We start from the raw sequence: 22,996 nt of genomic DNA, 5'->3' as shown, positions 1-22,996 counted from the left end.
GCGCGGGGTTTCGCCCGCGGGGCTGCTACAAACCTCTGCACTTGGGGCAGGGGCACTGATGAAGAGAAACAGGGAAACTATTTAACTCCGCGACGGGCCGGTTCCCGACAGAGAGGCAGTATTCGTGCCTCTCTCAGCACACACACGCTGGCGAATTTCACTTACACCGGTCAGTTCTACTCCTGTGTCAGCTGCATGGTGGCCGAAACCTCGGCCCCGTTCCTTAGAACGGTCAGCTGAGCGGTGGGTTTACTGTCGGAAACCAGCGCCATCAGCACCGCCTCCAAACTCTTTGCGGCATCAATCGCCTGATCGGTCTGGTTCTCACGCAGCAGGATATCCCCCTGTTGCAGATCCCCGGCGCCAGTTTGGGTGGCTGCTGTCACAACTGTCTGCCAGCCGGAGTCACCAGTGTTCAGCGCTTCGAATGCGTAACCGTTTTCCAGACCAAATTCGCGCTTGGCGGGCAGGGCAAGCAGGCCATTTTGGGCGCGTTGCTGTCCCAATGCCCGATAGCGCGCTGTAACGCGGACATAGCCATCCGGGTCGACCGAGAAATTGTCCAAGACTTGCGCGGCCAATGAGGCGTCAGCACGCACCGGTTCGCCGTTCAGCGTAAATATCGTTGCGCCGCGCTGTATCCAGTCACCGATGACAGACATGTCCTGACCAGCATCAACACCTGTGACAGCCAGCACGTTCCCGGTGGTGCCCCTGCGTCTGGACGTTGTGAATGGAACCTCAACATCCCAATGAGCATAGGCGACCTGATTTTCTGCCAGATTGACCGGAGCATCCGTGGTGGCGGCCGGCTCGGCAGGGGCCTCGACCACCTGTTCTTCTTCCGCAGGGGTGGCGACTTCTGTCTGCGCCTGCTCGACAGGCTGTTCCTGCGCCACTTGAGTTTCTTCTGATGCCAAAGCGGGTTCGGCCGGTTCCGGCTCTGCTGCGGCTTCGGCGGTCTGCTCGACCGGTTCCGGCGCAGCAACTGCGGGTTCCGGAGTGGTCGGAGCCTGCGCTGTCACCGGACTTGCTTCGGGCTCTGAGGAGTCGCCCGACATGACAAAGAAACCACCTGCTGCAATGGCCACCAATGCAACCCCTGCAAACAGGATCGTCTTGCTGGAACCACCCGACCCGCTTTTTACAATCGTATCTACGGCGACAGGAGGTTCTTCTTTAGGAGTAAGCTTGTTCAGATCCTCGTCGGGCTTCTCTTGGTTGCCCAAAGCCAGATCGGCGTTGCCTGCCAGCAAAGCGGTTACCACAGCCTCGGCGTTTTCGCTTTCGGCTTTGATGCGCTCTTGTTCGACCTCGTCATCTTTGCGGTCCATACCAACGATGACAGAGACCGGACGGTAAGCGAAGCTGTCGAACATGACATCCGGTCCGCGGAACATCCGCAACCAGTCCAAAGCCGATTGCAGCCGATCGGGGGTGTGGACCTCCATCGCTTTGTCGATCGCTTCCAGGAAACCGTTGGGGTACCCAACATACCGCCCAGCCAGCGGGCGATAGGGGTCCGCCTGGCCGCTATTGAACGCATTCAGGCGGGTTTGGCCGTCAATTGGGCGTTCACCGCTGATGGCGTGGTACAATGTGGCTGCCAGAACATAGAGGTCGCTGCTGGGCCCTTGTTCAGCACCGCGGATATAGAACTCGTGGGGCGAGTAGCCATCCTTAATAACGCGCAACGTCAGCAGAGCTGCATTCTGGTTGGCCGCTTGTTCCCGTGCAGCACCAAAATCGATCAGGATTGGTTCGCCATGTTCGTCGATCAGAATGTTGTCGGGCGAGATATCGCGGTGCAGCATGCCGCTCTGGTGAATAAAGGACACCGCCGATAGCATCTTTTCGGTCACTTGCACGATGAAGTCCGGACCGCTTTCGTTGTCCGGGTTTTCGATATAGTCGAGCAGATCGCAGCCGCGGATCAGGTCCATCGCGATATAGGCGGTGTTGTTGTCTTCGAACACCTGATGGACGTCGACGATGTTGGGATGCACCAGTCGCGCGTGGTTCCGTGCTTCCAGAATAAACAGGTCGATAATTGAACGCAGATCTTCCTTGTGATCCGAGTTGGCCGGTTCGACCAGATCACCTTTGCGCTGGCAAAGAGCTCCGGGGAAGCATTCTTTGATGACGACGTTACGCTCCAGGCTATCGCGCGCAAGATAGGTAATCCCAAAGCCGCCATTACTGAGGAAACGGATGATCTCGTACTGGCCGCGCAGCAGTTTTGCGCCTGGTTTCAGGCCTTCGATTTGAGGTTCGTCGTGCGTCGCGCCGACCGCCTGATTGTGACTCATGTCTTCCCGCCCATTCAATTCACTTTGCGGTACAGATAACCGGGCAATCAGCCCACGAACTCACAACCAAAAACAACCGCAGGACACTTAAGACGGTTAGACGTTTCAAATTTGACTTTATTGGGGCCGCCTCATGGCTTCACTAAGGATGTGTAAATGAGAAATCGCACATTTAGTGGTCGGTGGATGTGCGGCGCAACATATGGTGGCATAGGGCAAGGTGCGGCGCGCCTATTCTTGAAAAATTGCAGTTTGGTCTACGAATTCGAAACAATAAACGGGCGATTCCTGGGCGCCCGATTCGACTCGCATTTACTCAATCTAAACGGGAAAAGATCAGGTGCCGGTACGCGGTGGAGCAGAGGCAACGGTGCTGCCGGCCCAGGCCAGATTGTCGCTGAGCTGTGCCAGTATGCTAACCGCATCCTTCAGCGGCGCATCGCCGCTTTCGAATTGCAGTAACAGCAGCAGGTCGGTTGCCTTTTCGAATTCGGCGGGAATCCAGTCGGCTTCCGGGTCAATCTCGTTGCCACTTTCGAGCCGTTCGGCAAACTCTTCGACAATTTCCTGACAGCTGTGCAGGAATGTCGCGGGCTCCATATCAGAACTTTCACGCAGATCGTCATAGATACTGGTAATCGCCGCCAGCCAGTCTTCGAGAATCGGGTTGTCCAAAGGGGGCAGGGCGGTCGTCAGACTGGACTGCACAGCCTGAGCCGGTGAAATTGTATCAGCGGTCGTTGCCTGAACTTCCAGGGATTCCAGATAGGGCAGGAAATGTTCGGTCAGGTCTTGCCGTGCCGCGTCCAGATCATGCTGCCGATGGCGCGATGCCACGCCGAGCACCTGCTCGGCCAAGTCTTGACCGCCACAGGATGTCCACAGGTCGAAATCGGGCTCTGGTTCCTGGGCCATGGCCTTTACTGCCACGGGGGTACCGATAGGAACCACCGCCTGAAACAGGTCGCCCTTTTCCTTTTCCAATCGACCGACAACACGATCCAAAGCTGAGTCCTCAGACAGCAGATCCGCGTGGGTGACGGCCAATAGGCTGTTTTGCCGCAGTTTTTGGGGTACCTGCTTCCACAGGTGCCGCTCAGTCTCTCGCCATGCGGTGGTGCCATTGGTGCACCAGATCGCGCAATCGACATAGTCGAGCAGCTCGAGGGTTTGTTTGTAGGTGTCGTCCAGCGCCCCTGATCCCGGCAGATCGTACAGGGAAATCTCTTGCAGCGCTGGCGTATTCAGTCCGACCGAGATGAAATCCGGGTTGTCGCCGGCGGCTTTGTCGAGGGCTATGCCGGAGTAAGTTTTGGGTTCTTTGTCCCACCAACCCACTGTGGTTTCGGGTTGTTCGGCATAGGCCACGATGACCAAAGGCAATTTCAGGTGATGCGGTCCGGTTGGCAATATATCAGCCCCGGCTAACATATTGGCAAGGCTGGATTTACCGGCGCCGAACTCTCCGGCGAAACCAATGGTGACTGCGTTAGACAATCGTTCGGCATGGGTCAGCGCGCGGGCGCGCAGTTCTTCCATCTCTTCCGATTGTGGTGTTTTTTCAGTCGCGTTCAGAAAGCGCTCAAGTTGTCGTACTTCCTGTTCGGTTCCGGGGAATTCGATCATTCTGCAGCCTCTGCCTGTAGATTATCTGCCGGGACGGGTCCCAGCGCTGTGCTCAACTCGTCGGTAATGCGCCGGGCTTGATCAACTGCGCGCTGCGCTTCGGTATGCGGGTTGGTGCCATCTGGCCCAACGCGATGTTCCAGATGACCTGCCAACAGCGCCAGATAGTGGTCAACGACAGTTTGCAAACGCTCTGCCAGGTCGCCGCGTGCGGTGTCGATCAAATCATCACCGATCATTTCGAATTCCTGCACGATCATCCGCTCTGCACGGCTGACAACACTTTTGCGCGAGATAAGGCGTGACAGCCAGGTCACGCGCAGTTCCACGGTAATCCCACGGGTCAGCGCCGTCATGTCCGGCCGGAACCAGCGGACCGCGCTTGTGTTCATTCGATTGTCCACCGGCTCCTGCCAGCCGGGCAGGGCGCGCAGGGCGGCGTTGCTTTGCAGGTCGATTGCATAAAGTTCGCTCAGCATGCGCTGCCGCACCACCTGAGTGGCCCCCTGCACCAATTCGCGCATACGCTCGCGCAGGGGCGTGAAGTTCATTTCGGTTTCGCCGTTCTTGGCCAGTAAAGGCGACGTCCCATCGGGTCCGCGCACGACGGTTGAAACAGCCTCGGCCACGGTGTCGTCCATGACACCACGCAGGTTGGACAGGACATCATCCATGTCACTGGTGATGGCCTCGGTCTTTTCGGCGACCAGGGCACGGAGGTCGCTCAGAAGTTTGTTGCTTTCATCTGCATCGTTGGCATCGGGGCTTTCTTCAGCCGCCAAAGCCCGCAACCGGGCTGTGCTGCGTTCCAGCTCACCCTGCGCGAAGCTGTTTAGGTGCTGCCACGCCATGCGCATTTGTTCATTGCGCGGGCCGTTTGTCAGGGCCTGGGTTACATGGCGCCGAAGGTCCGGCAAGCCCGAAGCAATCATGGCGGCGAAACGCAGCACGGCCTCGCGGCTGATGGGGCCGGGGCCTTGTTTGATCTCTTCGACACCTTCCAGATATTGCTTCATCTGTTCGGGGTGAGCGCGCAACCAGGCCAGAATGCTGTCATGGCTGATGCCGGTTTCGTCGCCGGTCAGCGCATAATGGGCCCACTGAGCACTGCCCATCAGAACGTCGATATCCGAGTTGCCCAGCGCGCGCTCCAGCCCGTCCTGAACATCGGCCCGGACTTTGGCCGCGTCCATGGCACCGTCACCCAATTCGTCCACACGGTTAATGAACACGACGATCTGGCCCAGTTCCAGCGCCTGCATCAGACGGAACAGTTTTAGATCCGCCCGAGACAGAGCCTGATGGGCGGATAGCACGACAACGAAGAAATCCGATTCCTTGAGATACTGGCGCGAGATTTCTTCGCGGATCAGCAGCGGGTCGTTGACGCCCGGTGTGTCGGTGACGGTAAGGGGGTAGGGGAAGTGGCCGATGTCGAAATAGACCTCGGCCTTGCGGGTGATATCGCTGTACAGCCCGCGGTCGGACCCGGGATCATGCTCACCTTCTTCGGTCGGATCATCACCTGCGCAGACATAGCGCGCCAAGTCGTCTGAGGTCAGTTCTTCGAGATCGTGATGCTGTCCCAACAACTGCTCATAGCTATCGCCCAGGCGCAGCTGAGCGCGGGTCTTCATCGCCTCGACCTGCTCCTCAATCATTTCGCGCTTATAGCTGTCTTCCTCGTCGGGAAACATGTTGCGCAGTTCTTCGCCCTCGGCGATCAGAGCTTGCCATTGACGATTGTCGAAGAAGTGGAATTCAGCCCCCGAGGTCCGCCCGGATGGATGGCCGAAATGCATGTCGGTGATTACAGTGGTCCAAGGGTTTACATCCGAGGGCAGATACTCGGGCTGACCCGTGAAGCCGTTGATAAGGCGCGACTTTCCTGCTTTGATCTGACCTACGAATGCAATCGATGGTTTCAGGTTGGAAAGATCATCGATGATGCGCGTGATGAATTGACGGGTTTCGTCATTACTCATCCCGTTCATCTCTTCTGCGATGCGGATCAGCTCACGGCGGTTAAACTCACTCATAGTTGCACCTTGATAACTCGTATTCTCAGATTGACATAACACAAAGGACAATATTGGGCAGGATCGGGGTTATTCGGCGGCGTCCCTAAGGGACTTCCAAAGGTTTACGACCGCACCGAGCTTGCGGGCGTCATGTAGCGCAGTGGCAGAATGATGCCCATCCCGCAGCAAAGCGAGACCCATGCCGCGGCCTCCTGAAGGGCGTAATACGATCATCTGGGGTTGCGACAAAGAGCTGTCTTCATCCCAACGGGCCAAATCGCGGGTGAACCGGGTCAGCAGCGTATCATCCGGATGAGCCGGGCGGTCCGGAGCGCACAATCCGTCAAACTGAGGCTCAGAGGCCCCTTGGCCATCAAATAGCACACGACCCTGAGCAAATTGACCGGCCCCGTCGTAGAACTGTTCGGCCAGCCCGGCGTCGCTTGGGGTGTCTTCTTTGGGGTCCGGTTCGTCGTCGGTGCTGGCGACGATGGACATTTGGGGTTCTTCAGGCAGCTCGATTTGCCTGCAAGCGGTTTCGAATTCCGAAAAAGTTATCCCAACATCATCTGCCTCTAACGTGGAATCGGGGCGTTTTGAAACCAATTCCAAAGGCCCGGCGGGCAGCGACAGATCCGAGACCAGCCGGGCCAGTTTCGATGTCAGTTCGGCGCGCGGCTCGGTTTCGAAATCCGGCACAGGCCCTGCGCTGGTGCGGAAAACATCAGTGATGCGTGAGCTGTTGACTTCGATGGCAAGAAAGTCGCCATTTGCAGCCGTGAGTTCCAATCGGCGGGGCAATATGGTGCCCCGAATAGTTTGCAGAATCCTCTGGCGACGTTCGTGTGCAGTTTCTCCGAAAAGACTAACCGCCGGAGACAGCCGCGCCGTCGAAGATCGCCCGATGTCTTCGAGCAATTCCAGAATGTCCGTATCCTTCATTTCCGTGACCCCCTCTGGTCCCGTCTAAACTGCTGCCACCACTGGCCCAAGGCTGAGATGTGATTTCGTAAGCGCCAACCCGACATTTGTACTGTCCTGACAGATGTAACAGACCACATGATCGGGGTAATCCGGTGTGCGCAAAAAGATGTGCAACCGGTCGTCTGAAAAGACCGCGATTTCCCCAAATCCCGGATGTTCAGACTCATCGACACCAGCGGTGCGCAACAACTCTTCAAAGGCGGCTATTCCGCGGCCCTGAAACAGGTTTGCGACGGCCAGCGCCAGGTTTCCTAAAAGATTTGCGTGCCCATCTTCTGTCTCTTGAAGGCCCAGCAACATACCGGTCTCCATATCGACATACCCGGCTGCAATGCAGTCGGGTATGGTCTTCATGGCAGAGGACAAGGCTGTTTCTATCGGCATCATTTCTCTCACTCGCAATACCGACAGACAGGATATCCGGAACCAGGGCCGTTATAATACATGCCACTCAGCTCCGCCGTTTTCCTGCAGCTTCTGCATCGGGCGCGGCTCGCTCCGACTGGTCGTGCTGTGTTCCTTTGCAATCTGGTCGAACTCGGACAAGAAAGCCGCAAATACAGTTTGTAGTCTCTGCGCGTCTTCCGGAAGCTGTTCATTCGCAACAACTTCGCGCCACATATCCAACGCGCTGAGGGGCATACCGGCAGGTACATTCAGCAGTTTCGTCAGTTCAGGGGCGGTTTCACCAGCGTCTTCGGATTCGATCGACCGGATATGATCAGCGCCCGCTGCTTGCTCATCGTTGGCAGGAGTAAGCGCATTCGATTCCGGTTCAGGTTCATATTCCTGATCTGCGTTTTGCGCCTGTTCCGACAGCAATGCGGTGATAGACGATACCGAGGCTTCGATTTCCGAGGTGGCCTCCGGTTGGCTGTCCTCTCTCGATTCCTCAACCTCGTCTGCTGCAACAACGATCAGTTCCGAATCGTCTTCGCCGTCTTCTTCGTCCATGAACTCGAATTCATCCACGTCCTCGCCAGGGCGGGCCAGAATATTCAATTCCAGCGGGTCGTCATTCGCCTCGCGGAAATATGCCCGCAGATCTTCTCCGGTTTCATCCGGTTCCGACGTCATTTCAGCGCGCAGCTTTTCGGCTTCTTCGGCGCCAATTCGTTCGCGCCCAAGCTCATCATCACGCCGTTCAACGCGTGCAGGACGGACCGGGAAGCTTGTAACCACGTCACCGTTTGCGTCATCCTGATCCACGGTTTCGACCACCGTTAGGGTTGCCACCTCGGCGTCGGCACTTTTGGATGGGCGGATGGGTTGTACTTTGGTGGTGGTCTGCATGGACTTGTCGACCTGATACCGGGCCATCAGGTCCGCACGGACGTCCATGACCTGTTCGGTGATCTGAAGGAAGCTGTCGACAACCTTGCCTCCGCCGCTGCGCGCCCACATGTCGGCATCACCAGTTTTATCGCGGGCCAGAATTGCGTCACGTGCCGAGAACAAGATCGAGCGGTTGAACAGGTGGCCCGCCTCACGATTTACGCGGCGCAGCACTTTTTGCCGATCTTTCTGGCTCAGCGCGTCAGCGCGAGTAACCAGCAACAATGAGTTGTTCTGCAAACGCTCAGGTAGTGAGACCCATGTGGCCCGTTCCGTTTCGCGCCAGGCTTGTGTCGAATGCGTACACCACAAGACACCATTTGCCTGTCCAACAGCGCGCTGCCAGACGTCGCTTGAAATCTTGGGGTCCGAAATTCCGGGTGTGTCGATCAGGTCGACAGCTTCAAGGATATCGGCCTCAAGATAAATGCGGACGAACTGGACGTCATTGACACCAACAGAATCGAGTTGGTCCAGTTCGATTGAGTGCGAGGTCCCATCGTTACGCTTGACATAGGCAGGCCGCCGACCCCAGCTGAACCAGATAGGTGGCAGCTGGGTCGCCGTTACCTGCGTGGGCAAGGCGTGCTTGCGCAGAAGAAAGTTCATCAGCGTCGATTTGCCGGCACTGAATTCCCCCATAAGCGCAAACACAGGCTTGCGGCGGGACCACTGCTCGATGCGTTCCCATGCCTTAGGAGAGACGAAGCGGGTTTGACTATCTTTTACCATAACTCTTCTTACGCTGCTTCCTTGCTTTGTAAGAGAAAAATATGGCAAATTTAAGGTAGGGAAGGGGACCGAGAGCGCCTCACCCAGTCCGCCGTGGTAGTCCTGTAGCTATCTCAGGACGAGCGCAGAGGGGCGAGGCTTCGTTCTCGAACGCTAATAATTAATACACAAAGCGAACCACGAAGTAAAGAGGTGCGTTCGCATGGCCAAGACCAAAGGCGCTAAATTCGTTGATGAATTTGAGCGCGATTTTATCCGTCTGATGATCGTCCAGCACGGATGGAGCTTCGGAAAGACCGCCCAATATCTCGGGCGACCAAAGACGACTGTTTACAAGACATATCAGGCAATGAAGCGCGCCGGCACACTCGACCAGTTGCCGCTTCCAGGCTTCGGGATCGAGGCTGGCCATGAGTGAGTACCGGCCAAGAGCCTATCTGAACCGCGTACTGGACGCATCGACAGCAACGCATTCGGTCGCGCACGTGCTCCGAGTCATGTGCTGGCAGGCCGAATTCGACCGGCCGGAAGTCACGATCAGCAAACCACAGATCATGGAGGCCACAGGATTGTGCTCTGATCGTGTTCGGATAGCTCTGCGGCGGCTTGAAGATGAGGGGTCAATCAAGGTGATCTACAACGGGTTGGGGGGACGCTCAAGATGTCCCACTTATCGACTTCTTGTTGCACAAAAAGGGGCGCTTAATGTCGCTAAAGGGGCGCTTAATGTCGCTAAAGGGGCGCTTAACAAGCCCCCTACCATAGACTCCATAGATTCCATGTCTGACGGCCCGCCTTCGGCAGTCCGAAAAAGGCCCGCTGCTGGTCGCAGCGGAAGCGGGATAAAGCGCGGGGATCGACCGAGCAGCGGACAATCGAACGGCGGCAAATTTGCTGAGAAAATGACGCCGGAGCGAGAGGCGGAAACGCGGCGCTTCGTGAAGGCGTTGAAGTATGGCGGGACTTATGGAGCCGCCAAGAACCTGATCACCGCCTGGGACGCAGGCGACATCGAGGAGCCGCCGGAATGACCGCTATCACCACCACGGACATGTCGTACCAAGAGATCGAACGTCATCTTCAATTTCACAAACAGGTGTTGGATCACCTGGTCAGGGACTTTGGAGAGCGCGGCAAAACCTGCCAACTGTATTCGGAGACGTTCGGGCGGATTCAGTATCTCGAATCCGTTCGTCACCTGAAAGTTGATGAGAGTATCAAAAATCTCCGTGAACTTAATTCCGGATTGACAAAGAAATCCACGAGCTGATCGGCTAGTTAGCTCTTTGACATCGTGAAGAATCTTTTCCGGCCGTGATGGACATCGATGACGGAATCATGGCAGTGTCATTGACAGTCAACATGGGACTTGCCGTTCATGACCAAAATGGAGGAATCAATTTCGCGGCTCCAAAGCCGAATTGAGAAGCTTGAACAATGGAGTCGTTTGGTTGAAATGGGCATGGAGGTCGCGATCAAGCAGATGCTTGGTGACGACATGAACCCGTATGTTCGAGAGACGGTTTTTGAAGTGCTCGAATGCGAAGAGTTAAATCCCGAGATTCGCGAGGAACTGCGCAAAACTCTGAGCGGATTGGGATTCGACTTTCCCAAGAAGGAAAAGTTCCATGCCTGAAAACGTAACCAACGAATTGATCCTTGAGCACCTCAAGGCGATCCAGGCGAAACTTGCCGAAATGGCCTCTGATATTGGCGACCTGAAATCCGATATGCGTGGCATCAAGGCGCACATGGCCGGGTTCATGCAGTCCGAAGTTGCCCAAGACAACGCTATTGCCGCAATGCAGACGCGCCTTGAGCGGATCGAACGGCGGCTTGAGATCAGCGACGGGCATTGAGTGATTGAGCGAGGTTTCGGAAATAAGCGATCTGGTCCGCCATGGTTTTACGTTTGCTGTACTTCTGTGTGTGATTGTGAAGGGACCGGCTTGGATTCAGGCAATCAGTCAATTTCTCAATGAGAGACAGAACGAGAAAGAACGCATAAGAAAATTGAAGGCGGAACAGGATCACTGACGTCCGCGAACTTCCAGCGACTTCCATTTTCATTTTAAGGACAATCCCAGCACCAAAACGACGCACAAGGCGACCGTGGCGCTGGCGCAGATCAGATCTATAATCTGATCTGGTGTCATGCAGATCATTTCGGCCATTGTCTCCATTCTCCTACATCGAGGCCGGGCAGATCGGCGGCCAACTGGCGGGAACTGGCGGCGACGATGTTGAGATCGGCGCGATCCGTCAGCTTCATGTAGATCGTCCGCGTGACCTGCGAGCGCACACCGGGGGCGACGGCCGAGGGCCGTTGACCGACGAGGACCATGCCGAGGCCGCGATGTCTGCCCTGGTAGACCACCTTCAGGACGGCCTCCGATGGCTTCGCCAGGAAAAAGGGCGCTTCGTCGCAGATCACGGTGACCGGCGTTGTGCGGTGGCTGACAAGGTAAGCGGTCAGGAGCGCGGCGGTGCATTGGTCCGGCGTGGACGGTGACAGCGCCGTCAAGCCGGGCCGGGGCTTCCAGTCCGGGGGCAGGGCGGGGTGATGGGGTCCGGTGGGATCGATGATCACCACGGCCCGGGCTGACGCCCACGACGCGGCGATCCGCGCGGCGAGCGTGCTCTTGCCGGAGCCCGACACACCCCAGATTGCGGAGCGCGCGGCGGCATCGAGGACGGGGGCGTCTGTCATCAAGCGACCTCTTGTTTTTCGTCCGGACCCTTCGTGATCTTCAGGACGGTGATGGCGTAGCTGGCCATGATGGCCAGATCGACGGTCCAGTGTCCGGACCTCATGAGATTGTCCAGGCCCATCCGGTGCGCTACGCGCTCGGACGCTTCGCAGGCTGCGGTGCCATGGGCCGACCGCGCGTGTTTGGCGATCAGGGGGCCGCGTGGAGGGCCGACATAGGCGGCGATCATGTCATGCGCGAACAGCCAGACATTATCGCGCCACTCGCTGGACGGAGCGGGCAGGGCAGGGCCGGTGTCAAGATCGGCACTACCGACCTCGATGACATCCTGGGGCGTGGCACCCAGCACGGCCGCTTCCAGGTCCGCCATGCTTTCCGGACCAATCCGCACGGGGTCCGGAGCGTCAAGATTGTCAGGATTCGCGTCATGACTGTCAGGATTCGCGTCATGACTGTCATGATCCGCGTCAAGATTGTCATGATCGGTGTCAAGTTTGTCATGATCGGTGTCAAGTTTGTCATGATCGGTGTCAAGTTTGTCACCGTCATGATTGTCAATGACAGGCAAGCCGTTGATTTTGCGTGTCATGTCGGGGGAGGGGACCCGCTTTCCGCGCCGCCAGTGCGACACTTGCGAGGGATCAACGCCCAAATCCACGGCCACGGAGAAGCCCCCGCCCCGGCCTCTGGCCGCGATCACCCGGTTCAGGTGGTCAATCGCCCCGTCAACATTGGTGTCAACATTGGTCATGACCGTCAATTTACGTGTCATGATGACTGTCACCAAATTGTATTTGTTGACGAATAATGACAGCGCCATGCTGGGCGGCATCTTTTCTTTCTTCAGCTTCGGAGCTCAGCAATGAAAGCCAAGACGCTTATGCACTATGCCGCCGGAACCATGGTCGGGATCTTCCTCTACGAAGTCCTGGACAATTCCGGCCTGACGGATCGGCTGGTCCAGTCCGTATCCAGAATGATCAGCCGGTAACGCTCATGAAAAGCGAACTGATCCTGGCATCGACGATCGGCACGGTGGCCGGTCTGTTCATCTATTCCATCTTTGCCGACAGCCGGTCGATCCGGCGGGCGTTCGGAGGCTTCTAATGTCGAACTTCCTCAATCGCGCACGGGCGGCCGCGCGTGGCGCACCCGCGTCGGCCGCTGCGGCACCGGTCAATCCCAACCTGGTCCGCGCCGGGATGCCCGGCTCTCAACTTGTGATGGGCGCGGACGCGGCGCTTCCAGACTACATCAACGTGGCCGACGATCTGGTGACAATCTCCCAGAGGCTCTCAGGCGGCGAATACGAGATCGATGTACCAACCGGCGCATACACCTATCGCGGGCTGATGCTGCGCTTCGAGACGCTGGCCAATACAGCGATCACCGGCACCAATGCCAACGATCTTCTGGAAACGGGCGATAACGGCGAAAAATACGTCAACACCGACCATTTCGCGAAGATCCTGGACCGGATCAAGTTGGAGGCGGACGGCATCACGATCTGGGACTTCGAGGACATCACCAGATTCGAGGCGTATCTGCGCATGAACGGGTGTCTGGGGCTGGGAACCGCGTGGTTCATCCCGTTTGGGTGGCCGAACGTGTTCCGCGCCGGCGCACCGGTCCAGGACCTCTACGCCCTGGGAACCGGCAATATCCGCGATCTGCGCCTGACGCTCTACACGACCGACAAGCACAAGACCGAGATCAAGCCTCAAATCATCGCCTTTTACAACCCGGTTCTGGTGCCGGCCGGCAATGTCATTTCCCGCCAGGTCTACAAGAAGAGCTTCGCCACCTCGGGCAAGCATATCATCGACGACATCCGCATCGACCGGCGCATTCAGCGCATCATCGTGACATCCGGCGCTGGCAAGAAGATCGAGAACTTCGAGGTGAGCATCGGCGATGTGGAATGGATCAAATCCGACACGCATGTGAATCATGTCGAGGCGCTGCTGAGGCCGAACAAGGCATCAGATCAGGAGGATGTTGGTCCGTACCGCAATGCGACGGGCGCGCTGATCGGGGTAGGGGGCTGCGTTGACCTGCTGATCGATCAGGAACGCGACGGGCTGGCGCTTGCGCCGCTGACGTCTGATCAGCAACGCCGGCGCGATGACCGGATCGAGATCGAACTGGAACTGACGTCGGCCAACACGGAGGTCACAGTCGAGGTCTATTTCGCGGATCGTCTCTGACGAGAGGTAGCCATGTCGAGTTGGGATGATCTGCTGGGCCGGGCCTGGGACACGCTGGACGACACGCTCGACCGGCGGGCCAGGGACCGGCAGGACCGCCGGCTGCGCGAGTACCAGGACCGGGCCGACCGCCGGCTGCGGGGCAATGAACGGTTCCGGGACGATACCGACCGTCAGGACCGGGCGCGGGACGACGAGCACGACCTGATCCGGTCCCGGCTCGATGACAAGCGCGCGCAGTATCGCCTGGAAACGGATCGTGAGGACCTGGAACGCGACGACGGGAACGAGCGGTTCCGGGACGTGACCACGCGCGAGGACCGGGAGCGCAACGACGAACTGGCGGCTTACGAGGTGACGCTTGACGCACAGCACGAGGAACGCGACGACGCGCGCCGGCTGCTGGTGGACCGGGGCACGCTCTACCGCGAAGCCTTCGAGTCGCGGCGCGGCGACACGCTGATCAGCCGCCTGATGTGGCCGGCGGCTTTGGCCGCGGCCGCGGTGGGGGCGATCTACGTATTCAGGGAGCTACGCTAATGGATCAGATCGACCGGCGGGTGGAAGAGGACGTGCTGGGCGCGGCGCGGCTCATGGTGGCCAGGGCCGACCGGCGTGTTGAGCGGCTGCGCGCGGCGCTGGCGCGGGCGCTGTTGCGCCGGCACGAGCTGGTCGCGCGGCGGACGCAGGAGGAACTGGAACTGGCCGAACGCGAACTGGCGCTGAGCCAGGGCCGCTATCGCTCGCTGACCAACCGGCTGCTTGAGGAACGCGGATCATGACCACCATTCCGGATCTGAGCCTTTCCGCCCCAAGCGCGGCAGACGCCACGGCGATTGCCGAGGCGGCGGCGCAATCGGCCGATGACGTCGTGAACGACATCCTGAAGGACCTGGAGAACACGGGCAGTGCCGACACGCGCGCGGACGTCTCGACCGGCGACGTGACCGGGCAGACAGGGCCGGTGGTGTTCGGCGCCGCCGCTGAGGACGGGTTCTTCAGCGCGGCCGTCCGGAGTGCGGGGCTGAAGAACCCGGGCGGGGGCGGCGGTGCAAACCCGCTGATCGTCCTGGGCGTCCTGGGAGCGGCAGGGCTGGGCCTGTGGTGGCTGATGAGGAAGCGGGGCTGATCGATGCTGGACCGAAGCTATAAACCGTCCGACGCGCCCGTCCAGGTCGCCAGTGGACCGGTGATCGGCCTGGTGACGGCCGAAGAGGCCTGGGCCGCCGGTGTGAACGCTAACAACAGCTTCACGGCGCGCTGCGGGGATACCTGGGTTCTGCTGGCGCAGGAGCGCCCCGGAGCGGTGTCCGGAGCGTCCGAAGCGTGGCAGATGGTCTACGACCATTTCGAGACCTGGGGGGAAGCCCTGGCGATCTGGCGCGCGCTTCGGAACACGGGCCGGATCGGGGTGATCCGGTGCTTGCCAAGCCCGAAGCTGAAGGGCCTGGCCCGTCCGCTGCTGGCGGCGGCGCAGCGGGCGATGGCGCGGGAAGGCTGGGTGCTTGAGGCCGGGGACGAATGGATCCTGAAGCGGGTCTGGGAGGGCACCGATGGGCAGTAAATCCAGTTCCAGAAGCAGAACGTCCAACAAGTCCAGCTCGAATGTCGAGAACAGGACGATCACGAGCAACGTCAACGAGACCACCAACACCACGAATGTCCATACCGAGGACAACCGCGACCTGAGCGACAACCGCCACTTCGACATCACGGATTCGAGTGTGGACAAGCGCGCCGTTCTCAACGACGCGACGCAGATCCTCGATTCGGTCTACGTCAACATCGATCCCAGCGACGAGACGCTGCGGGCGACGGTGGCGGCCTGGGAGCGCCAGGCGGCCGAATTGCTGAGCGCGCGGCGCTTCGATCAGGACGGCATCAACCGGCTTCTGAGCGAGGTTCTGGCGGCGGCCAATGACGGCATCATTGCGGTCAATGACGCCCATTACGCGCAGCTTCAAAGCTGGCAGGGGCAGCTGCAGGCCGGGATCGATTTTGCCGAAGCGGCGCTCGATACCGGCGCGCGGCTGATTGCATCTGCGGGCGACCGGCAACAGGAGGCGCTGGACACCGGCGCGCGGCTGATTGCATCTGCGGGCGACCGGCAACAGGAGGCGCTGGACACCGGCGCGCGGCTGATTGCGACGGCGGGTGACCGGCAACAGGAGGCGCTGGACACCGGCGCGCGGCTGGTTGCGACGGCGGGTGACCGGCAACAGGAGGCGCTGGACACCGGCGCGCGGCTGGTCGCATCTGCAGGCGACCGGCAACAGGACGCGCTCGATACCGGCGCGCGGCTGGTGGACCGGGCTGGTCAGAGGGCGGAGAACCAACATGCAATCAATACGCGCCTGGTTGCGGCGGTGGGTGACCGGCAACAGGACGTGCTGGACACCGGCGCGCGGCTGGTTGCGGCGGTTGGGCGGGAGCAGCGTTCGGCGCTGGATGTGGGCGCGGATCTGATCGACAGGGCCGGGGATCGGCAGGATCGGGTCACGGGCGAGATTCTGGACCTCGCGCGCGGAACCCTGGGTCAAACAAGCAATGTGCAGGTCCGTTTGATCACCTGGGCGCTGATCGGCGCGGCGGTGATCGTGTTTGCGGGCAATTGGAGGGCGGCATGACTGCGGGCGTTTATTATGCGAGCTACACCCTGCTGGGCGAGCGCAATCTGGGCAGTCATGAACAGGTCCGCTACGTCCAGGGCGACGTGGACGAGTTGTTTGTGCGGCACGGCGGCACCTGGCATCGTCTGCCGCGCGGCGGGATCATCGCCGGCGCGCGGTCTGACATGGTGGTGGCATCGCCGCTGACGCATCGCGCGGTGGACGTGACGCTCGAATTTGGCCGCCGCCTCGTGGATGGCCATGCCGATGAACCTTCCTATGCCAAAGAGAAGGACGTTTTCTATTACTATGTGAATCTGAGACGGGAAACGGATCAAACAAAATCGATTTACCTGAAGCCGCCTGAAGGCGAGCAGGTCGAAGTGGATTTTACGAATTTGGACCCACAGCCAAAAGCTGGAAGGCTGCGGGCCAATGTGATCACCAACGAGGTTTCGCCCGTTCCCTTGCTGCCGGCCGGTCAAAGAGTCATCGCATCATACGGGCACGCGGGCGGTCAGCCGCCGGACCTGTTTCATGTGAGAAATACCGCTAATACGGATCCCGTCGAACATGACTCGGTGCCGGTATTCCAAGGCGAAGCATTCATCCTGCCGTCGCCCTATCTGGTGGCGACCGGTACGATGTTGAAGCTGCATGTCACGTATGAAGCTGAATACACTGGCTTAACTAATCAACTCTGGCTGCAATTTGGCGCACTGATGACAATCAAAGTGCGGTTGCTTGGGAAGGTGCGGCCATGATCCGGGACCTTGCATCGCTTGCGGTCATCGCGGCGGCCGCCTGGTGGCTCTATCACAACCGGGCTCAGGTGGCCGGCCTGATCGGCGAGGTGCGCGGGGCGCTGGATCCCGCACCATCCGCAAACGTGGACCGCACACCAGGAACCGGAACCCGCGCCTGGGCCTATGCGCGCCAGGCCGGTGTACCGGCGCGCGACCAGTCGCTTGTGGCCGCGATGATCGAGGTGGAGAGCGGCGGCGATCCGCTGGCGCACAACACGGCCGGCGAGGACAGCCGGGGCCTGATGCAAGTCCAGTTGAGCACCGCGCGCGGCCTCTGGGACGCGGACACGGGAACGCTGGGCCTGCGCCGGCGCTTCGGCCGGGACGATCTGGGCCAGGCGCTGTTCGATCCGGTCTGGGGCGTGATCATCGGCTACGCCTATATCCGGTATCTGCGGGACCGTGTTCCGGACGCTTACGCAGACGCGCCGGAAGACTGGGTGATCCGCGCCTATAATGGCGGCGAGACCTGGCACGAGAAGGGCACCGGGGTGCGCGCGGCGACCCTGCGCTATCTCGAAGCGATCCGGGCCGTCCAGGCGCGGCAGCAATCGGAGGCGGCTTGATGGCGGGACCTCTGACACCCTGGATCATCAAAGGCGCGGTGGTGGCCGGCGGCGCGGTTCTCGCCTGGTGGGCGAAGGAGTCGACCGACGCGGTTGTCGAGGACGTTGACACGCTGGGCGACGTGGCGATCGGCGCGCTCACCGGCGTTGCGGTGGGGGCCGTCACCGATAACGCGCTGCTGGGCGTGAGCGCCGGTCTGGGGGCCTACATGCTGGCGAGAAACGGAGGGCGAAGCGGATGAGACGGCGCGGATACAGCGGAGACGGGCGCGGGCGCGATCACATGCACGGGCTGGACGATGTGCGTCACGCCTGGGCCGGGGCCAACGCGGGGATCGGCGGCGCGAACGGGCTGATCGTCTATGCGTTGCTGGGCGTGTTGCTGTGGAGGATCATCAAATGATCGATCAATTGCTGGGCAATCTCGACAAGCTGAACAAACTGCCGGCCTGGCTGGTGCTGCTGGCCGGCGCAATGGCGCTGGCACGGCTGACGCGGCCAGTTGAAGGGGAGGACTCGAGATGATCGAGATCCTGCCGCATATCATCGACGGCGGCATGGGGATGCTGGCGCTCACCGGCGCGCTCTACCTGGTCATCCAGTCACAGCGCGAGCGCCGCGAGGTGCTTGAGCCTTTGGCGGAGGCAATCCGCGAATTGCTGGTCAAGATCGATCAGTTGAACAGTTACAGGGAGCCGGGGGAATGATCCTACAATTATTGGCGGGGGTGCTGGGCATCGGCGGCGAGGCGCTTAAAGCGCGCGCTGACCTGAAGGTCGCGGAGCTGAAGGCGCGCGCGGACATCGAGACGGCGCGCGCGAAAGCGGCCACAGCCGCCGTGGAGCATGGCAAGTCATGGGAGTTGCTGGCAGTCCAGGCAAGCAAAACAAGCTGGAAAGATGAATGGTTCACAATCGTTTTGTCGATTCCGCTGTTGCTCAGCTTCGTCCCTGGCATTCCGCCCTATATCGAGGCCGGATTCGACGCGCTCGATGCCACGCCGGATTGGTATCAGTGGGCGCTGCTGAGCGCGATCAGCTTTGCATTCGGCCGGCGTGTGATCCCTCAATTCAACTCAAAAAAAAAGGAGTGAAACGCGATGAAACGAAAGAAGCGATTCAACAAGTCCGTGGCGCGGGCGGAGATGAAGAAGGCCTGGCGCAACAAGAAGGGAAAGAAGCCGAGCAAGGCGGCTTTGTCCAAGGCCATGAAGAAGGCGTGGAAGTGATGGGCCGGGCCAAAAAGTTCCGTTTCGGCAAGCGGTCCGAGGACTGTTTTGAAGCCGTTCACCCGGATCTGGTCCGGGTGGCGCGGCGCGCGCTTGAGATGAGCAGCCACGATTTTGGCATCCACTGCGGGCTGCGATCGATCGAGGAGCAGAAGATCCTCGTGAAAACCGGCAAGAGCCTGACCATGGACAGCCGCCACGTGACCGGCCATGCGCTCGACGCGCATCCGTGGATCGATGGCGATATTCCCTGGAACGACTGGCGCGCTTGGCAGCGCATGGCCACGACCTGGAAACGCGCGGCCGATGACCTCGGCATCCCGCTCGAATGGGGCGGCGACTGGGCGCGCTTCGTGGACGGCCCGCACTTCCAGTTGCCCAGGGAATGGTATCCGGATTAATCCTCTTCGGGCGGTGAAAAACATTTGAACCGCGTCAGCCGGTTGGAATAACCAATATTTCCGGCAGGTTACAGCCCGCCCTGGTTATCTCCGGAGCAAAGCGGCGATCACGGTTGACCTTTGGTTGCCATGCGCTCACAGTGAGCGCGCTAGCATTCCATCGCCAATCCGGCGGTTATCTTTCAGAGCCGGTGCGCACACACGCACCGGCTCACCTCGTTTAGCACGATCCAAACACGATCCAAACACCCTGAAGGCGATTCCTTCAGGAAGATCGAGGCGAGAACCGCGCCGCGAAGTTGAAGTGATGCTTTAAGTTTGACAACCAAACAATTCGTGTATTAATAGGCTTAGTTAATAATCGCTTTGTGTGGAGGTAAAAAGCGTTCACCCGCGAATTTACCATAACTCTTCTTACGCTGCTTCCTTGCTTTGTAAGAGAAAAATATGGCAAATTTAAGGTAGGGAAGGGGCCTTACCCGTCCTCGTACTCAAACTTTGTAGCTATCTCAAAGCGGACTTAGAGGGGCAAGGCTCGTTCACGAACGTAAAAATTTTATAAACATTGCGTTCCCGATTGTAAAGGGACACGCAAATGAAAACCAAAGGCGCAAAGCCGCTTTCCAATTTCGAGGCAGACTTCATCCGGCTTATGGTTGGTCATCAGGGGTGGAGCTACGGCCAGACTGCGAAGGCACTCAAGCGGTCTAAGACGGCTGTGTATCAAGCGTACAAGCAGATGGAACGGGACGGCACACTCGACCAGTTGCCGTTGCCAGGCTTCGAGATCGAGGTCGGCGATGAGTGAGTACAGATCGCGCACTTATCTGAACCGCGTACTGGCGGCTTCTGAAGTAATTCAGTCAACAAAAAATGTATTGCTTGTTTTGTGCTGGCAAGCCGAGTTCGACAGGCCAGAGGTTTCGATCACCAAAGACCAAATTATGCGCCGCGCGGGGGTTTCAAAAAGCACCGTTCGCCGCGCTTTGAGATGTTTAGAATCTGTTGGATCAATCGAGGTCATCTACAATGGCTTGGGGGGACGCTCAAGATGTCCCACTTATCGACTGCTTGTTGCAAAAAAAGGGGGTCATGGTGAACCTAAAGGGGGTCATGATGAACCTAAAGGGGGTCATGATGACCCCCCTACCATAGAATCCATAGATTCCATGTCTGACGGCCCGCCTTCGGCAGTCCGAAAAAGGCCCGCTGCTGGTCGCAGCGGAAGCGGGATAAAGCGCGGGGATCGACCGAGCGGCGGCAAATTTGCTGAGAAACAGCAACGCAAAATGACGCCGGAGCGAGAGGCGGAAACGCGGCGCTTCGTGAAGGCGTTGAAGTATGGCGGGACTTATGCAGCCGCCAAGGAACTGATCACCGCCTGGGACGCAGGGGACATCGAGGAGCCGCCGGAATGATAAAAATCAACATCTGGGAACGCTCGACAGATGAAGGTGATAAAAAAACGCTTCGTGTGCCTTTGATGGTATGGCATGAGCTACACCCGATCACAGCGGCAAGCTATGACGATTGCACCGCCACCACGAAGCTGTTCGCCCAGGCCACCCTCCGGGAATACATACTATCACCAACAGATTACAAATACGAAGCGCGCTACGTGACATGGAAAAAAGTAAAGCCCATTGCAAAATTCATAGGCGATAACGGCGCGGTGGACCTGGAAGCGGCCGAGATCGGAAAACCTATGAAATCCACCAGCTGATGGGCTGGTTAGCTCTTTGACATCGTGAAGAATCTTTTCCGGCCGTCATGGACATCGATGACGGAATCATGGCAGTGTCATTGACAGTCAACATGGGAACTTGCCAATCATGACAGATAACGTGACAAACGATCTCCTTGAGCACCTCAAGGCGATCCAGAAAAAGCTTTCTGGTATTGAAGGACGCTTGGAGCGCGTTGAAGATCGGCTTGGTGCCCTTGAAGGTCATATGGCGGTTCTTGTCAAAAGCATGACACGGCTTGACCAGGATCATGACGCCTTGACGCGCCGCGTTGAGCGGATCGAACGTCGCCTGGAGATCAGCGACGGGCATTGAGTGATACGCGCGATCCGCGCCCGCTGGAATTTTGGACGCGGATCATATTTTAGTGAATTGTGTCGTCAGGTTCAGGTGGCTTATCAGAAAGCGGACCCGGAACAGACTTCAGCGCTTTCCGTAGTGCAGCGGCACAAAAGCCGATTGCCATTGCACAGGCGAATGCCATATAACTCTGCTGAGTACTCATCAATATCACCTCCTTTCAGCGGTTTGGTGATTTTGGGTTGGCGGGTCGTGAGGCAATCACGGCCCGTTCTTTGTTTCTACTTTCATTTTATGGACAATCCCAGCACCAAAACGACGCCCAACACGACGGTAACGCTTCTGCAGATCAGATCTATAATCTGATCTGGTGTCATGCAGATCATGTCGGCCATTGTCTCCATTCTCCAACATCGAGGCCGGGCAGATCGGCGGCCAACTGGCGGGAACTGGCGGCGACGATGTTGAGATCGGCGCGATCCGTCAGCTTCATGTAGATCGTCCGCGTGACCTGCGAGCGCACACCGGGGGCGACGGCAGAGGGCCGTTGACCGACGAGGACCATGCCGAGGCCGCGATGTCTGCCCTGGTAGACCACCTTCAGGACGGCTTCCGATGGCTTCGCCAGGAAAAAGGGCGCTTCGTCGCAGATCACGGTGACCGGTGTTGTGCGGTGGCTGACCAGGTAAGCGGTCAGGAGCGCGGCGGTGCATTGGTCGGGCGTGGACGGTGACAGCGCCGTCAAGCCGGGCCGGGGCTTCCAGTCCGGGGGCAGGGCGGGGTGATGGGGTCCGGTGGGATCGATGATCACCACGGCCCGGGCCGACGCCCAGGACGCGGCGATCCGCGCGGCGAGCGTGCTCTTGCCGGAGCCGGACACGCCCCAGATTGCGGAGCGCGCGGCGGCATCGAGGACGGGGGTGTCTGTCATCAAGCGACCTCTTGTTTTTCGTCCGGACCCTTCGTGATCTTCAGAACGGTGATGGCGTAGCTGGCCATGATGGCCAGATCGACGGTCCAGTGTCCGGACCTCATGAGATTGTCCAGGCCCATGCGGTGCGCTACGCGCTCGGACGCTTCGCAGGCTGCGGTGCCATGGGCCGACCGGGCGTGTTTGGCGATCAGGGGGCCGCGTGGAGGGCCGACATAGGCGGCGATCATGTCATGAGCAAACAGCCAGACATTATCGCGCCACTCGCTGGACGGAGCGGGCAGGGCAGGGCCGGTGTCAAGATCGGCACTACCGACCTCGATGACATCCTGGGGCGTGGCACCCAGCACGGCCGCTTCCAGGTCCGCCATGCTTTCCGGAGCGATCCGCGCGGCCGGAGCGTCAAGATTGTCAGGATTCGCGTCATGACTGTCATGATTGCCGTCATGAGTGTCATGATCCGCGTCAAGATTGTCATGATCGGT

General features: G+C 59.1%; 34 protein-coding genes. 24 read left to right on the top strand and 10 right to left on the bottom strand.

Annotated elements, in window-relative coordinates; translation table 11 throughout:
• Positions 1-176: 176 nt before the first annotated feature.
• The 6 genes from ACP0GE_RS00170 to ACP0GE_RS00145 all read right to left on the bottom strand — a co-directional run bounded on the left by ACP0GE_RS00170 (position 177) and on the right by ACP0GE_RS00145 (position 9,007).
• A complete protein-coding gene (locus ACP0GE_RS00170; RefSeq protein ID WP_424829990.1) occupies positions 177-2,309 on the bottom strand; it encodes a serine/threonine protein kinase in 2,133 nt (710 codons plus the stop codon).
• A gap of 336 nt (positions 2,310-2,645) precedes the next feature.
• Positions 2,646-3,935 (bottom strand): dynamin family protein, encoded by a 1,290-nt coding sequence (locus ACP0GE_RS00165; protein WP_424829989.1) that lies wholly within the window; start codon positions 3,933-3,935, stop codon positions 2,646-2,648.
• Positions 3,932-5,974, bottom strand: a complete 2,043-nt coding sequence (locus ACP0GE_RS00160; protein WP_424829988.1) for a dynamin family protein — start codon at positions 5,972-5,974, stop codon at positions 3,932-3,934. Before ACP0GE_RS00160 ends, ACP0GE_RS00165 begins: the two co-directional genes overlap by 4 nt.
• A 69-nt stretch (positions 5,975-6,043) precedes the next feature.
• Positions 6,044-6,898, bottom strand: a complete 855-nt coding sequence (locus ACP0GE_RS00155; protein WP_424829987.1) for a hypothetical protein — start codon at positions 6,896-6,898, stop codon at positions 6,044-6,046.
• 24 nt (positions 6,899-6,922) lie between these two features.
• Positions 6,923-7,324, bottom strand: a complete 402-nt coding sequence (locus ACP0GE_RS00150; RefSeq protein ID WP_424829986.1) for a hypothetical protein — start codon at positions 7,322-7,324, stop codon at positions 6,923-6,925.
• Between the two features lie 51 nt (positions 7,325-7,375).
• A complete protein-coding gene (locus ACP0GE_RS00145) occupies positions 7,376-9,007 on the bottom strand; it encodes a dynamin family protein (RefSeq protein WP_424829985.1) in 1,632 nt (543 codons plus the stop codon).
• A 202-nt stretch (positions 9,008-9,209) separates the two neighbouring features.
• On the opposite strand from ACP0GE_RS00145, the gene ACP0GE_RS00140 reads away from it, so the two are divergent.
• From ACP0GE_RS00140 to ACP0GE_RS00120, 5 genes are all read left to right on the top strand, one after another.
• Positions 9,210-9,425 (top strand): hypothetical protein, encoded by a 216-nt coding sequence (locus ACP0GE_RS00140; protein ID WP_424829984.1) that lies wholly within the window; start codon positions 9,210-9,212, stop codon positions 9,423-9,425.
• The gene (locus ACP0GE_RS00135; protein ID WP_424829983.1) at positions 9,418-10,038 is read left to right on the top strand and encodes a hypothetical protein; all 621 of its coding nucleotides are present in this window, start codon (positions 9,418-9,420) and stop codon (positions 10,036-10,038) included. The genes ACP0GE_RS00140 and ACP0GE_RS00135 overlap by 8 nt, the downstream gene beginning before the upstream one ends.
• Positions 10,035-10,277 carry a hypothetical protein gene (locus ACP0GE_RS00130; RefSeq protein WP_424829982.1) on the top strand — a complete coding sequence of 81 codons (243 nt, stop codon included), beginning with the start codon at positions 10,035-10,037 and terminating at the stop codon, positions 10,275-10,277. Before ACP0GE_RS00135 ends, ACP0GE_RS00130 begins: the two co-directional genes overlap by 4 nt.
• 108 nt (positions 10,278-10,385) lie before the next feature.
• A complete protein-coding gene (locus tag ACP0GE_RS00125) occupies positions 10,386-10,643 on the top strand; it encodes a hypothetical protein (protein WP_424829981.1) in 258 nt (85 codons plus the stop codon).
• Positions 10,636-10,866 (top strand): hypothetical protein, encoded by a 231-nt coding sequence (locus ACP0GE_RS00120; protein ID WP_424829980.1) that lies wholly within the window; start codon positions 10,636-10,638, stop codon positions 10,864-10,866. Before ACP0GE_RS00125 ends, ACP0GE_RS00120 begins: the two co-directional genes overlap by 8 nt.
• Positions 10,867-11,168: 302 nt before the next feature.
• On the opposite strand, the gene ACP0GE_RS00115 is transcribed toward ACP0GE_RS00120, so the two are convergent.
• Both ACP0GE_RS00115 and ACP0GE_RS00110 read right to left on the bottom strand, forming a co-directional pair.
• Positions 11,169-11,717 (bottom strand): helicase HerA domain-containing protein, encoded by a 549-nt coding sequence (locus ACP0GE_RS00115; protein WP_424829979.1) that lies wholly within the window; start codon positions 11,715-11,717, stop codon positions 11,169-11,171.
• The gene (locus ACP0GE_RS00110) at positions 11,717-12,490 is read right to left on the bottom strand and encodes a helix-turn-helix domain-containing protein (RefSeq protein WP_424829978.1); all 774 of its coding nucleotides are present in this window, start codon (positions 12,488-12,490) and stop codon (positions 11,717-11,719) included. The genes ACP0GE_RS00115 and ACP0GE_RS00110 overlap by 1 nt, the downstream gene beginning before the upstream one ends.
• A gap of 90 nt (positions 12,491-12,580) precedes the next feature.
• Here ACP0GE_RS00110 and ACP0GE_RS00105 point away from each other — a divergent pair, with 90 nt between their 5' ends.
• The 19 genes from ACP0GE_RS00105 to ACP0GE_RS00015 all read left to right on the top strand — a co-directional run bounded on the left by ACP0GE_RS00105 (position 12,581) and on the right by ACP0GE_RS00015 (position 21,595).
• Complete coding sequence (locus ACP0GE_RS00105) at positions 12,581-12,709, top strand: hypothetical protein (protein ID WP_424829977.1); 129 nt, start codon at positions 12,581-12,583, stop codon at positions 12,707-12,709.
• A 115-nt stretch (positions 12,710-12,824) separates the two neighbouring features.
• Positions 12,825-13,925, top strand: a complete 1,101-nt coding sequence (locus ACP0GE_RS00100) for a hypothetical protein (protein WP_424829976.1) — start codon at positions 12,825-12,827, stop codon at positions 13,923-13,925.
• Between the two features lie 12 nt (positions 13,926-13,937).
• On the top strand, positions 13,938-14,465 hold the full coding sequence (locus tag ACP0GE_RS00095) for a hypothetical protein (RefSeq protein ID WP_424829975.1): 528 nt from the start codon (positions 13,938-13,940) through the stop codon (positions 14,463-14,465).
• The gene (locus ACP0GE_RS00090; protein ID WP_424829974.1) at positions 14,465-14,707 is read left to right on the top strand and encodes a hypothetical protein; all 243 of its coding nucleotides are present in this window, start codon (positions 14,465-14,467) and stop codon (positions 14,705-14,707) included. Before ACP0GE_RS00095 ends, ACP0GE_RS00090 begins: the two co-directional genes overlap by 1 nt.
• Entirely contained in the window at positions 14,704-15,054 is a 351-nt protein-coding gene (locus ACP0GE_RS00085; RefSeq protein ID WP_424829973.1) for a hypothetical protein, read from the top strand. The genes ACP0GE_RS00090 and ACP0GE_RS00085 overlap by 4 nt, the downstream gene beginning before the upstream one ends.
• A 3-nt stretch (positions 15,055-15,057) precedes the next feature.
• The gene (locus ACP0GE_RS00080) at positions 15,058-15,489 is read left to right on the top strand and encodes a hypothetical protein (protein WP_424829972.1); all 432 of its coding nucleotides are present in this window, start codon (positions 15,058-15,060) and stop codon (positions 15,487-15,489) included.
• Positions 15,479-16,552 (top strand): hypothetical protein, encoded by a 1,074-nt coding sequence (locus ACP0GE_RS00075; RefSeq protein ID WP_424829971.1) that lies wholly within the window; start codon positions 15,479-15,481, stop codon positions 16,550-16,552. The genes ACP0GE_RS00080 and ACP0GE_RS00075 overlap by 11 nt, the downstream gene beginning before the upstream one ends.
• A complete protein-coding gene (locus tag ACP0GE_RS00070) occupies positions 16,549-17,298 on the top strand; it encodes a hypothetical protein (protein WP_424829970.1) in 750 nt (249 codons plus the stop codon). Before ACP0GE_RS00075 ends, ACP0GE_RS00070 begins: the two co-directional genes overlap by 4 nt.
• On the top strand, positions 17,295-17,906 hold the full coding sequence (locus tag ACP0GE_RS00065) for a transglycosylase SLT domain-containing protein (protein ID WP_424829969.1): 612 nt from the start codon (positions 17,295-17,297) through the stop codon (positions 17,904-17,906). The genes ACP0GE_RS00070 and ACP0GE_RS00065 overlap by 4 nt, the downstream gene beginning before the upstream one ends.
• Positions 17,906-18,148: a hypothetical protein gene (locus ACP0GE_RS00060; RefSeq protein WP_424829968.1), complete on the top strand. Its 243-nt coding sequence runs from the start codon at positions 17,906-17,908 to the stop codon at positions 18,146-18,148. Before ACP0GE_RS00065 ends, ACP0GE_RS00060 begins: the two co-directional genes overlap by 1 nt.
• Positions 18,145-18,309, top strand: a complete 165-nt coding sequence (locus tag ACP0GE_RS00055) for a hypothetical protein (RefSeq protein ID WP_424829967.1) — start codon at positions 18,145-18,147, stop codon at positions 18,307-18,309. Before ACP0GE_RS00060 ends, ACP0GE_RS00055 begins: the two co-directional genes overlap by 4 nt.
• The gene (locus ACP0GE_RS00050; protein ID WP_424829966.1) at positions 18,306-18,431 is read left to right on the top strand and encodes a hypothetical protein; all 126 of its coding nucleotides are present in this window, start codon (positions 18,306-18,308) and stop codon (positions 18,429-18,431) included. Before ACP0GE_RS00055 ends, ACP0GE_RS00050 begins: the two co-directional genes overlap by 4 nt.
• On the top strand, positions 18,428-18,613 hold the full coding sequence (locus ACP0GE_RS00045) for a hypothetical protein (RefSeq protein ID WP_424829965.1): 186 nt from the start codon (positions 18,428-18,430) through the stop codon (positions 18,611-18,613). Before ACP0GE_RS00050 ends, ACP0GE_RS00045 begins: the two co-directional genes overlap by 4 nt.
• Positions 18,610-18,999, top strand: coding sequence for a hypothetical protein (locus ACP0GE_RS00040; protein ID WP_424829964.1), 390 nt, complete (start codon positions 18,610-18,612; stop codon positions 18,997-18,999). Before ACP0GE_RS00045 ends, ACP0GE_RS00040 begins: the two co-directional genes overlap by 4 nt.
• Positions 18,996-19,535 carry a M15 family metallopeptidase gene (locus ACP0GE_RS00035; protein ID WP_424829963.1) on the top strand — a complete coding sequence of 180 codons (540 nt, stop codon included), beginning with the start codon at positions 18,996-18,998 and terminating at the stop codon, positions 19,533-19,535. The genes ACP0GE_RS00040 and ACP0GE_RS00035 overlap by 4 nt, the downstream gene beginning before the upstream one ends.
• Before the next feature lie 595 nt (positions 19,536-20,130).
• Entirely contained in the window at positions 20,131-20,343 is a 213-nt protein-coding gene (locus ACP0GE_RS00030; protein ID WP_424829962.1) for a hypothetical protein, read from the top strand.
• Positions 20,336-20,953 (top strand): hypothetical protein, encoded by a 618-nt coding sequence (locus ACP0GE_RS00025; protein ID WP_424829961.1) that lies wholly within the window; start codon positions 20,336-20,338, stop codon positions 20,951-20,953. The genes ACP0GE_RS00030 and ACP0GE_RS00025 overlap by 8 nt, the downstream gene beginning before the upstream one ends.
• Complete coding sequence (locus ACP0GE_RS00020) at positions 20,950-21,258, top strand: hypothetical protein (protein WP_424829960.1); 309 nt, start codon at positions 20,950-20,952, stop codon at positions 21,256-21,258. The genes ACP0GE_RS00025 and ACP0GE_RS00020 overlap by 4 nt, the downstream gene beginning before the upstream one ends.
• A gap of 121 nt (positions 21,259-21,379) precedes the next feature.
• On the top strand, positions 21,380-21,595 hold the full coding sequence (locus ACP0GE_RS00015; RefSeq protein WP_424829959.1) for a hypothetical protein: 216 nt from the start codon (positions 21,380-21,382) through the stop codon (positions 21,593-21,595).
• Positions 21,596-21,962: 367 nt separating this feature from the next.
• On the opposite strand, the gene ACP0GE_RS00010 is transcribed toward ACP0GE_RS00015, so the two are convergent.
• A complete protein-coding gene (locus ACP0GE_RS00010) occupies positions 21,963-22,511 on the bottom strand; it encodes a helicase HerA domain-containing protein (protein WP_424829958.1) in 549 nt (182 codons plus the stop codon).
• On the bottom strand, positions 22,511-22,996 hold a 486-nt coding region (locus ACP0GE_RS00005), incomplete at its 5' end, for a hypothetical protein (RefSeq protein WP_424829957.1). The genes ACP0GE_RS00010 and ACP0GE_RS00005, both read right to left, overlap by 1 nt.

Source organism: Ruegeria sp., from assembly GCF_965243365.1.
In the GTDB taxonomy this organism is placed as follows: Bacteria; Pseudomonadota; Alphaproteobacteria; order Rhodobacterales; family Rhodobacteraceae; genus Ruegeria.
The sequence above is the reverse complement of the archived record's forward strand: the minus strand, read 5'-3'. Positions and strand labels throughout refer to the sequence as shown.

Bases quoted from the DNA above. Each gene is read 5' to 3' on its own strand.
- ACP0GE_RS00170 (WP_424829990.1), bottom strand. From the start codon at position 2,309: ATGAGTCACAATCAGGCGGTCGGCGCGACGCACGACGAACCTCAAATC.
- ACP0GE_RS00165 (WP_424829989.1), bottom strand. From the start codon at position 3,935: ATGATCGAATTCCCCGGAACCGAACAGGAAGTACGACAACTTGAGCGC.
- ACP0GE_RS00160 (WP_424829988.1), bottom strand. From the start codon at position 5,974: ATGAGTGAGTTTAACCGCCGTGAGCTGATCCGCATCGCAGAAGAGATG.
- ACP0GE_RS00155 (WP_424829987.1), bottom strand. From the start codon at position 6,898: ATGAAGGATACGGACATTCTGGAATTGCTCGAAGACATCGGGCGATCT.
- ACP0GE_RS00150 (WP_424829986.1), bottom strand. From the start codon at position 7,324: ATGCCGATAGAAACAGCCTTGTCCTCTGCCATGAAGACCATACCCGAC.
- ACP0GE_RS00145 (WP_424829985.1), bottom strand. From the start codon at position 9,007: ATGGTAAAAGATAGTCAAACCCGCTTCGTCTCTCCTAAGGCATGGGAA.
- ACP0GE_RS00140 (WP_424829984.1), top strand. From the start codon at position 9,210: ATGGCCAAGACCAAAGGCGCTAAATTCGTTGATGAATTTGAGCGCGAT.
- ACP0GE_RS00135 (WP_424829983.1), top strand. From the start codon at position 9,418: ATGAGTGAGTACCGGCCAAGAGCCTATCTGAACCGCGTACTGGACGCA.
- ACP0GE_RS00130 (WP_424829982.1), top strand. From the start codon at position 10,035: ATGACCGCTATCACCACCACGGACATGTCGTACCAAGAGATCGAACGT.
- ACP0GE_RS00125 (WP_424829981.1), top strand. From the start codon at position 10,386: ATGACCAAAATGGAGGAATCAATTTCGCGGCTCCAAAGCCGAATTGAG.
- ACP0GE_RS00120 (WP_424829980.1), top strand. From the start codon at position 10,636: ATGCCTGAAAACGTAACCAACGAATTGATCCTTGAGCACCTCAAGGCG.
- ACP0GE_RS00115 (WP_424829979.1), bottom strand. From the start codon at position 11,717: ATGACAGACGCCCCCGTCCTCGATGCCGCCGCGCGCTCCGCAATCTGG.
- ACP0GE_RS00110 (WP_424829978.1), bottom strand. From the start codon at position 12,490: ATGACACGTAAATTGACGGTCATGACCAATGTTGACACCAATGTTGAC.
- ACP0GE_RS00105 (WP_424829977.1), top strand. From the start codon at position 12,581: ATGAAAGCCAAGACGCTTATGCACTATGCCGCCGGAACCATGGTCGGG.
- ACP0GE_RS00100 (WP_424829976.1), top strand. From the start codon at position 12,825: ATGTCGAACTTCCTCAATCGCGCACGGGCGGCCGCGCGTGGCGCACCC.
- ACP0GE_RS00095 (WP_424829975.1), top strand. From the start codon at position 13,938: ATGTCGAGTTGGGATGATCTGCTGGGCCGGGCCTGGGACACGCTGGAC.
- ACP0GE_RS00090 (WP_424829974.1), top strand. From the start codon at position 14,465: ATGGATCAGATCGACCGGCGGGTGGAAGAGGACGTGCTGGGCGCGGCG.
- ACP0GE_RS00085 (WP_424829973.1), top strand. From the start codon at position 14,704: ATGACCACCATTCCGGATCTGAGCCTTTCCGCCCCAAGCGCGGCAGAC.
- ACP0GE_RS00080 (WP_424829972.1), top strand. From the start codon at position 15,058: ATGCTGGACCGAAGCTATAAACCGTCCGACGCGCCCGTCCAGGTCGCC.
- ACP0GE_RS00075 (WP_424829971.1), top strand. From the start codon at position 15,479: ATGGGCAGTAAATCCAGTTCCAGAAGCAGAACGTCCAACAAGTCCAGC.
- ACP0GE_RS00070 (WP_424829970.1), top strand. From the start codon at position 16,549: ATGACTGCGGGCGTTTATTATGCGAGCTACACCCTGCTGGGCGAGCGC.
- ACP0GE_RS00065 (WP_424829969.1), top strand. From the start codon at position 17,295: ATGATCCGGGACCTTGCATCGCTTGCGGTCATCGCGGCGGCCGCCTGG.
- ACP0GE_RS00060 (WP_424829968.1), top strand. From the start codon at position 17,906: ATGGCGGGACCTCTGACACCCTGGATCATCAAAGGCGCGGTGGTGGCC.
- ACP0GE_RS00055 (WP_424829967.1), top strand. From the start codon at position 18,145: ATGAGACGGCGCGGATACAGCGGAGACGGGCGCGGGCGCGATCACATG.
- ACP0GE_RS00050 (WP_424829966.1), top strand. From the start codon at position 18,306: ATGATCGATCAATTGCTGGGCAATCTCGACAAGCTGAACAAACTGCCG.
- ACP0GE_RS00045 (WP_424829965.1), top strand. From the start codon at position 18,428: ATGATCGAGATCCTGCCGCATATCATCGACGGCGGCATGGGGATGCTG.
- ACP0GE_RS00040 (WP_424829964.1), top strand. From the start codon at position 18,610: ATGATCCTACAATTATTGGCGGGGGTGCTGGGCATCGGCGGCGAGGCG.
- ACP0GE_RS00030 (WP_424829962.1), top strand. From the start codon at position 20,131: ATGAAAACCAAAGGCGCAAAGCCGCTTTCCAATTTCGAGGCAGACTTC.
- ACP0GE_RS00025 (WP_424829961.1), top strand. From the start codon at position 20,336: ATGAGTGAGTACAGATCGCGCACTTATCTGAACCGCGTACTGGCGGCT.
- ACP0GE_RS00020 (WP_424829960.1), top strand. From the start codon at position 20,950: ATGATAAAAATCAACATCTGGGAACGCTCGACAGATGAAGGTGATAAA.
- ACP0GE_RS00010 (WP_424829958.1), bottom strand. From the start codon at position 22,511: ATGACAGACACCCCCGTCCTCGATGCCGCCGCGCGCTCCGCAATCTGG.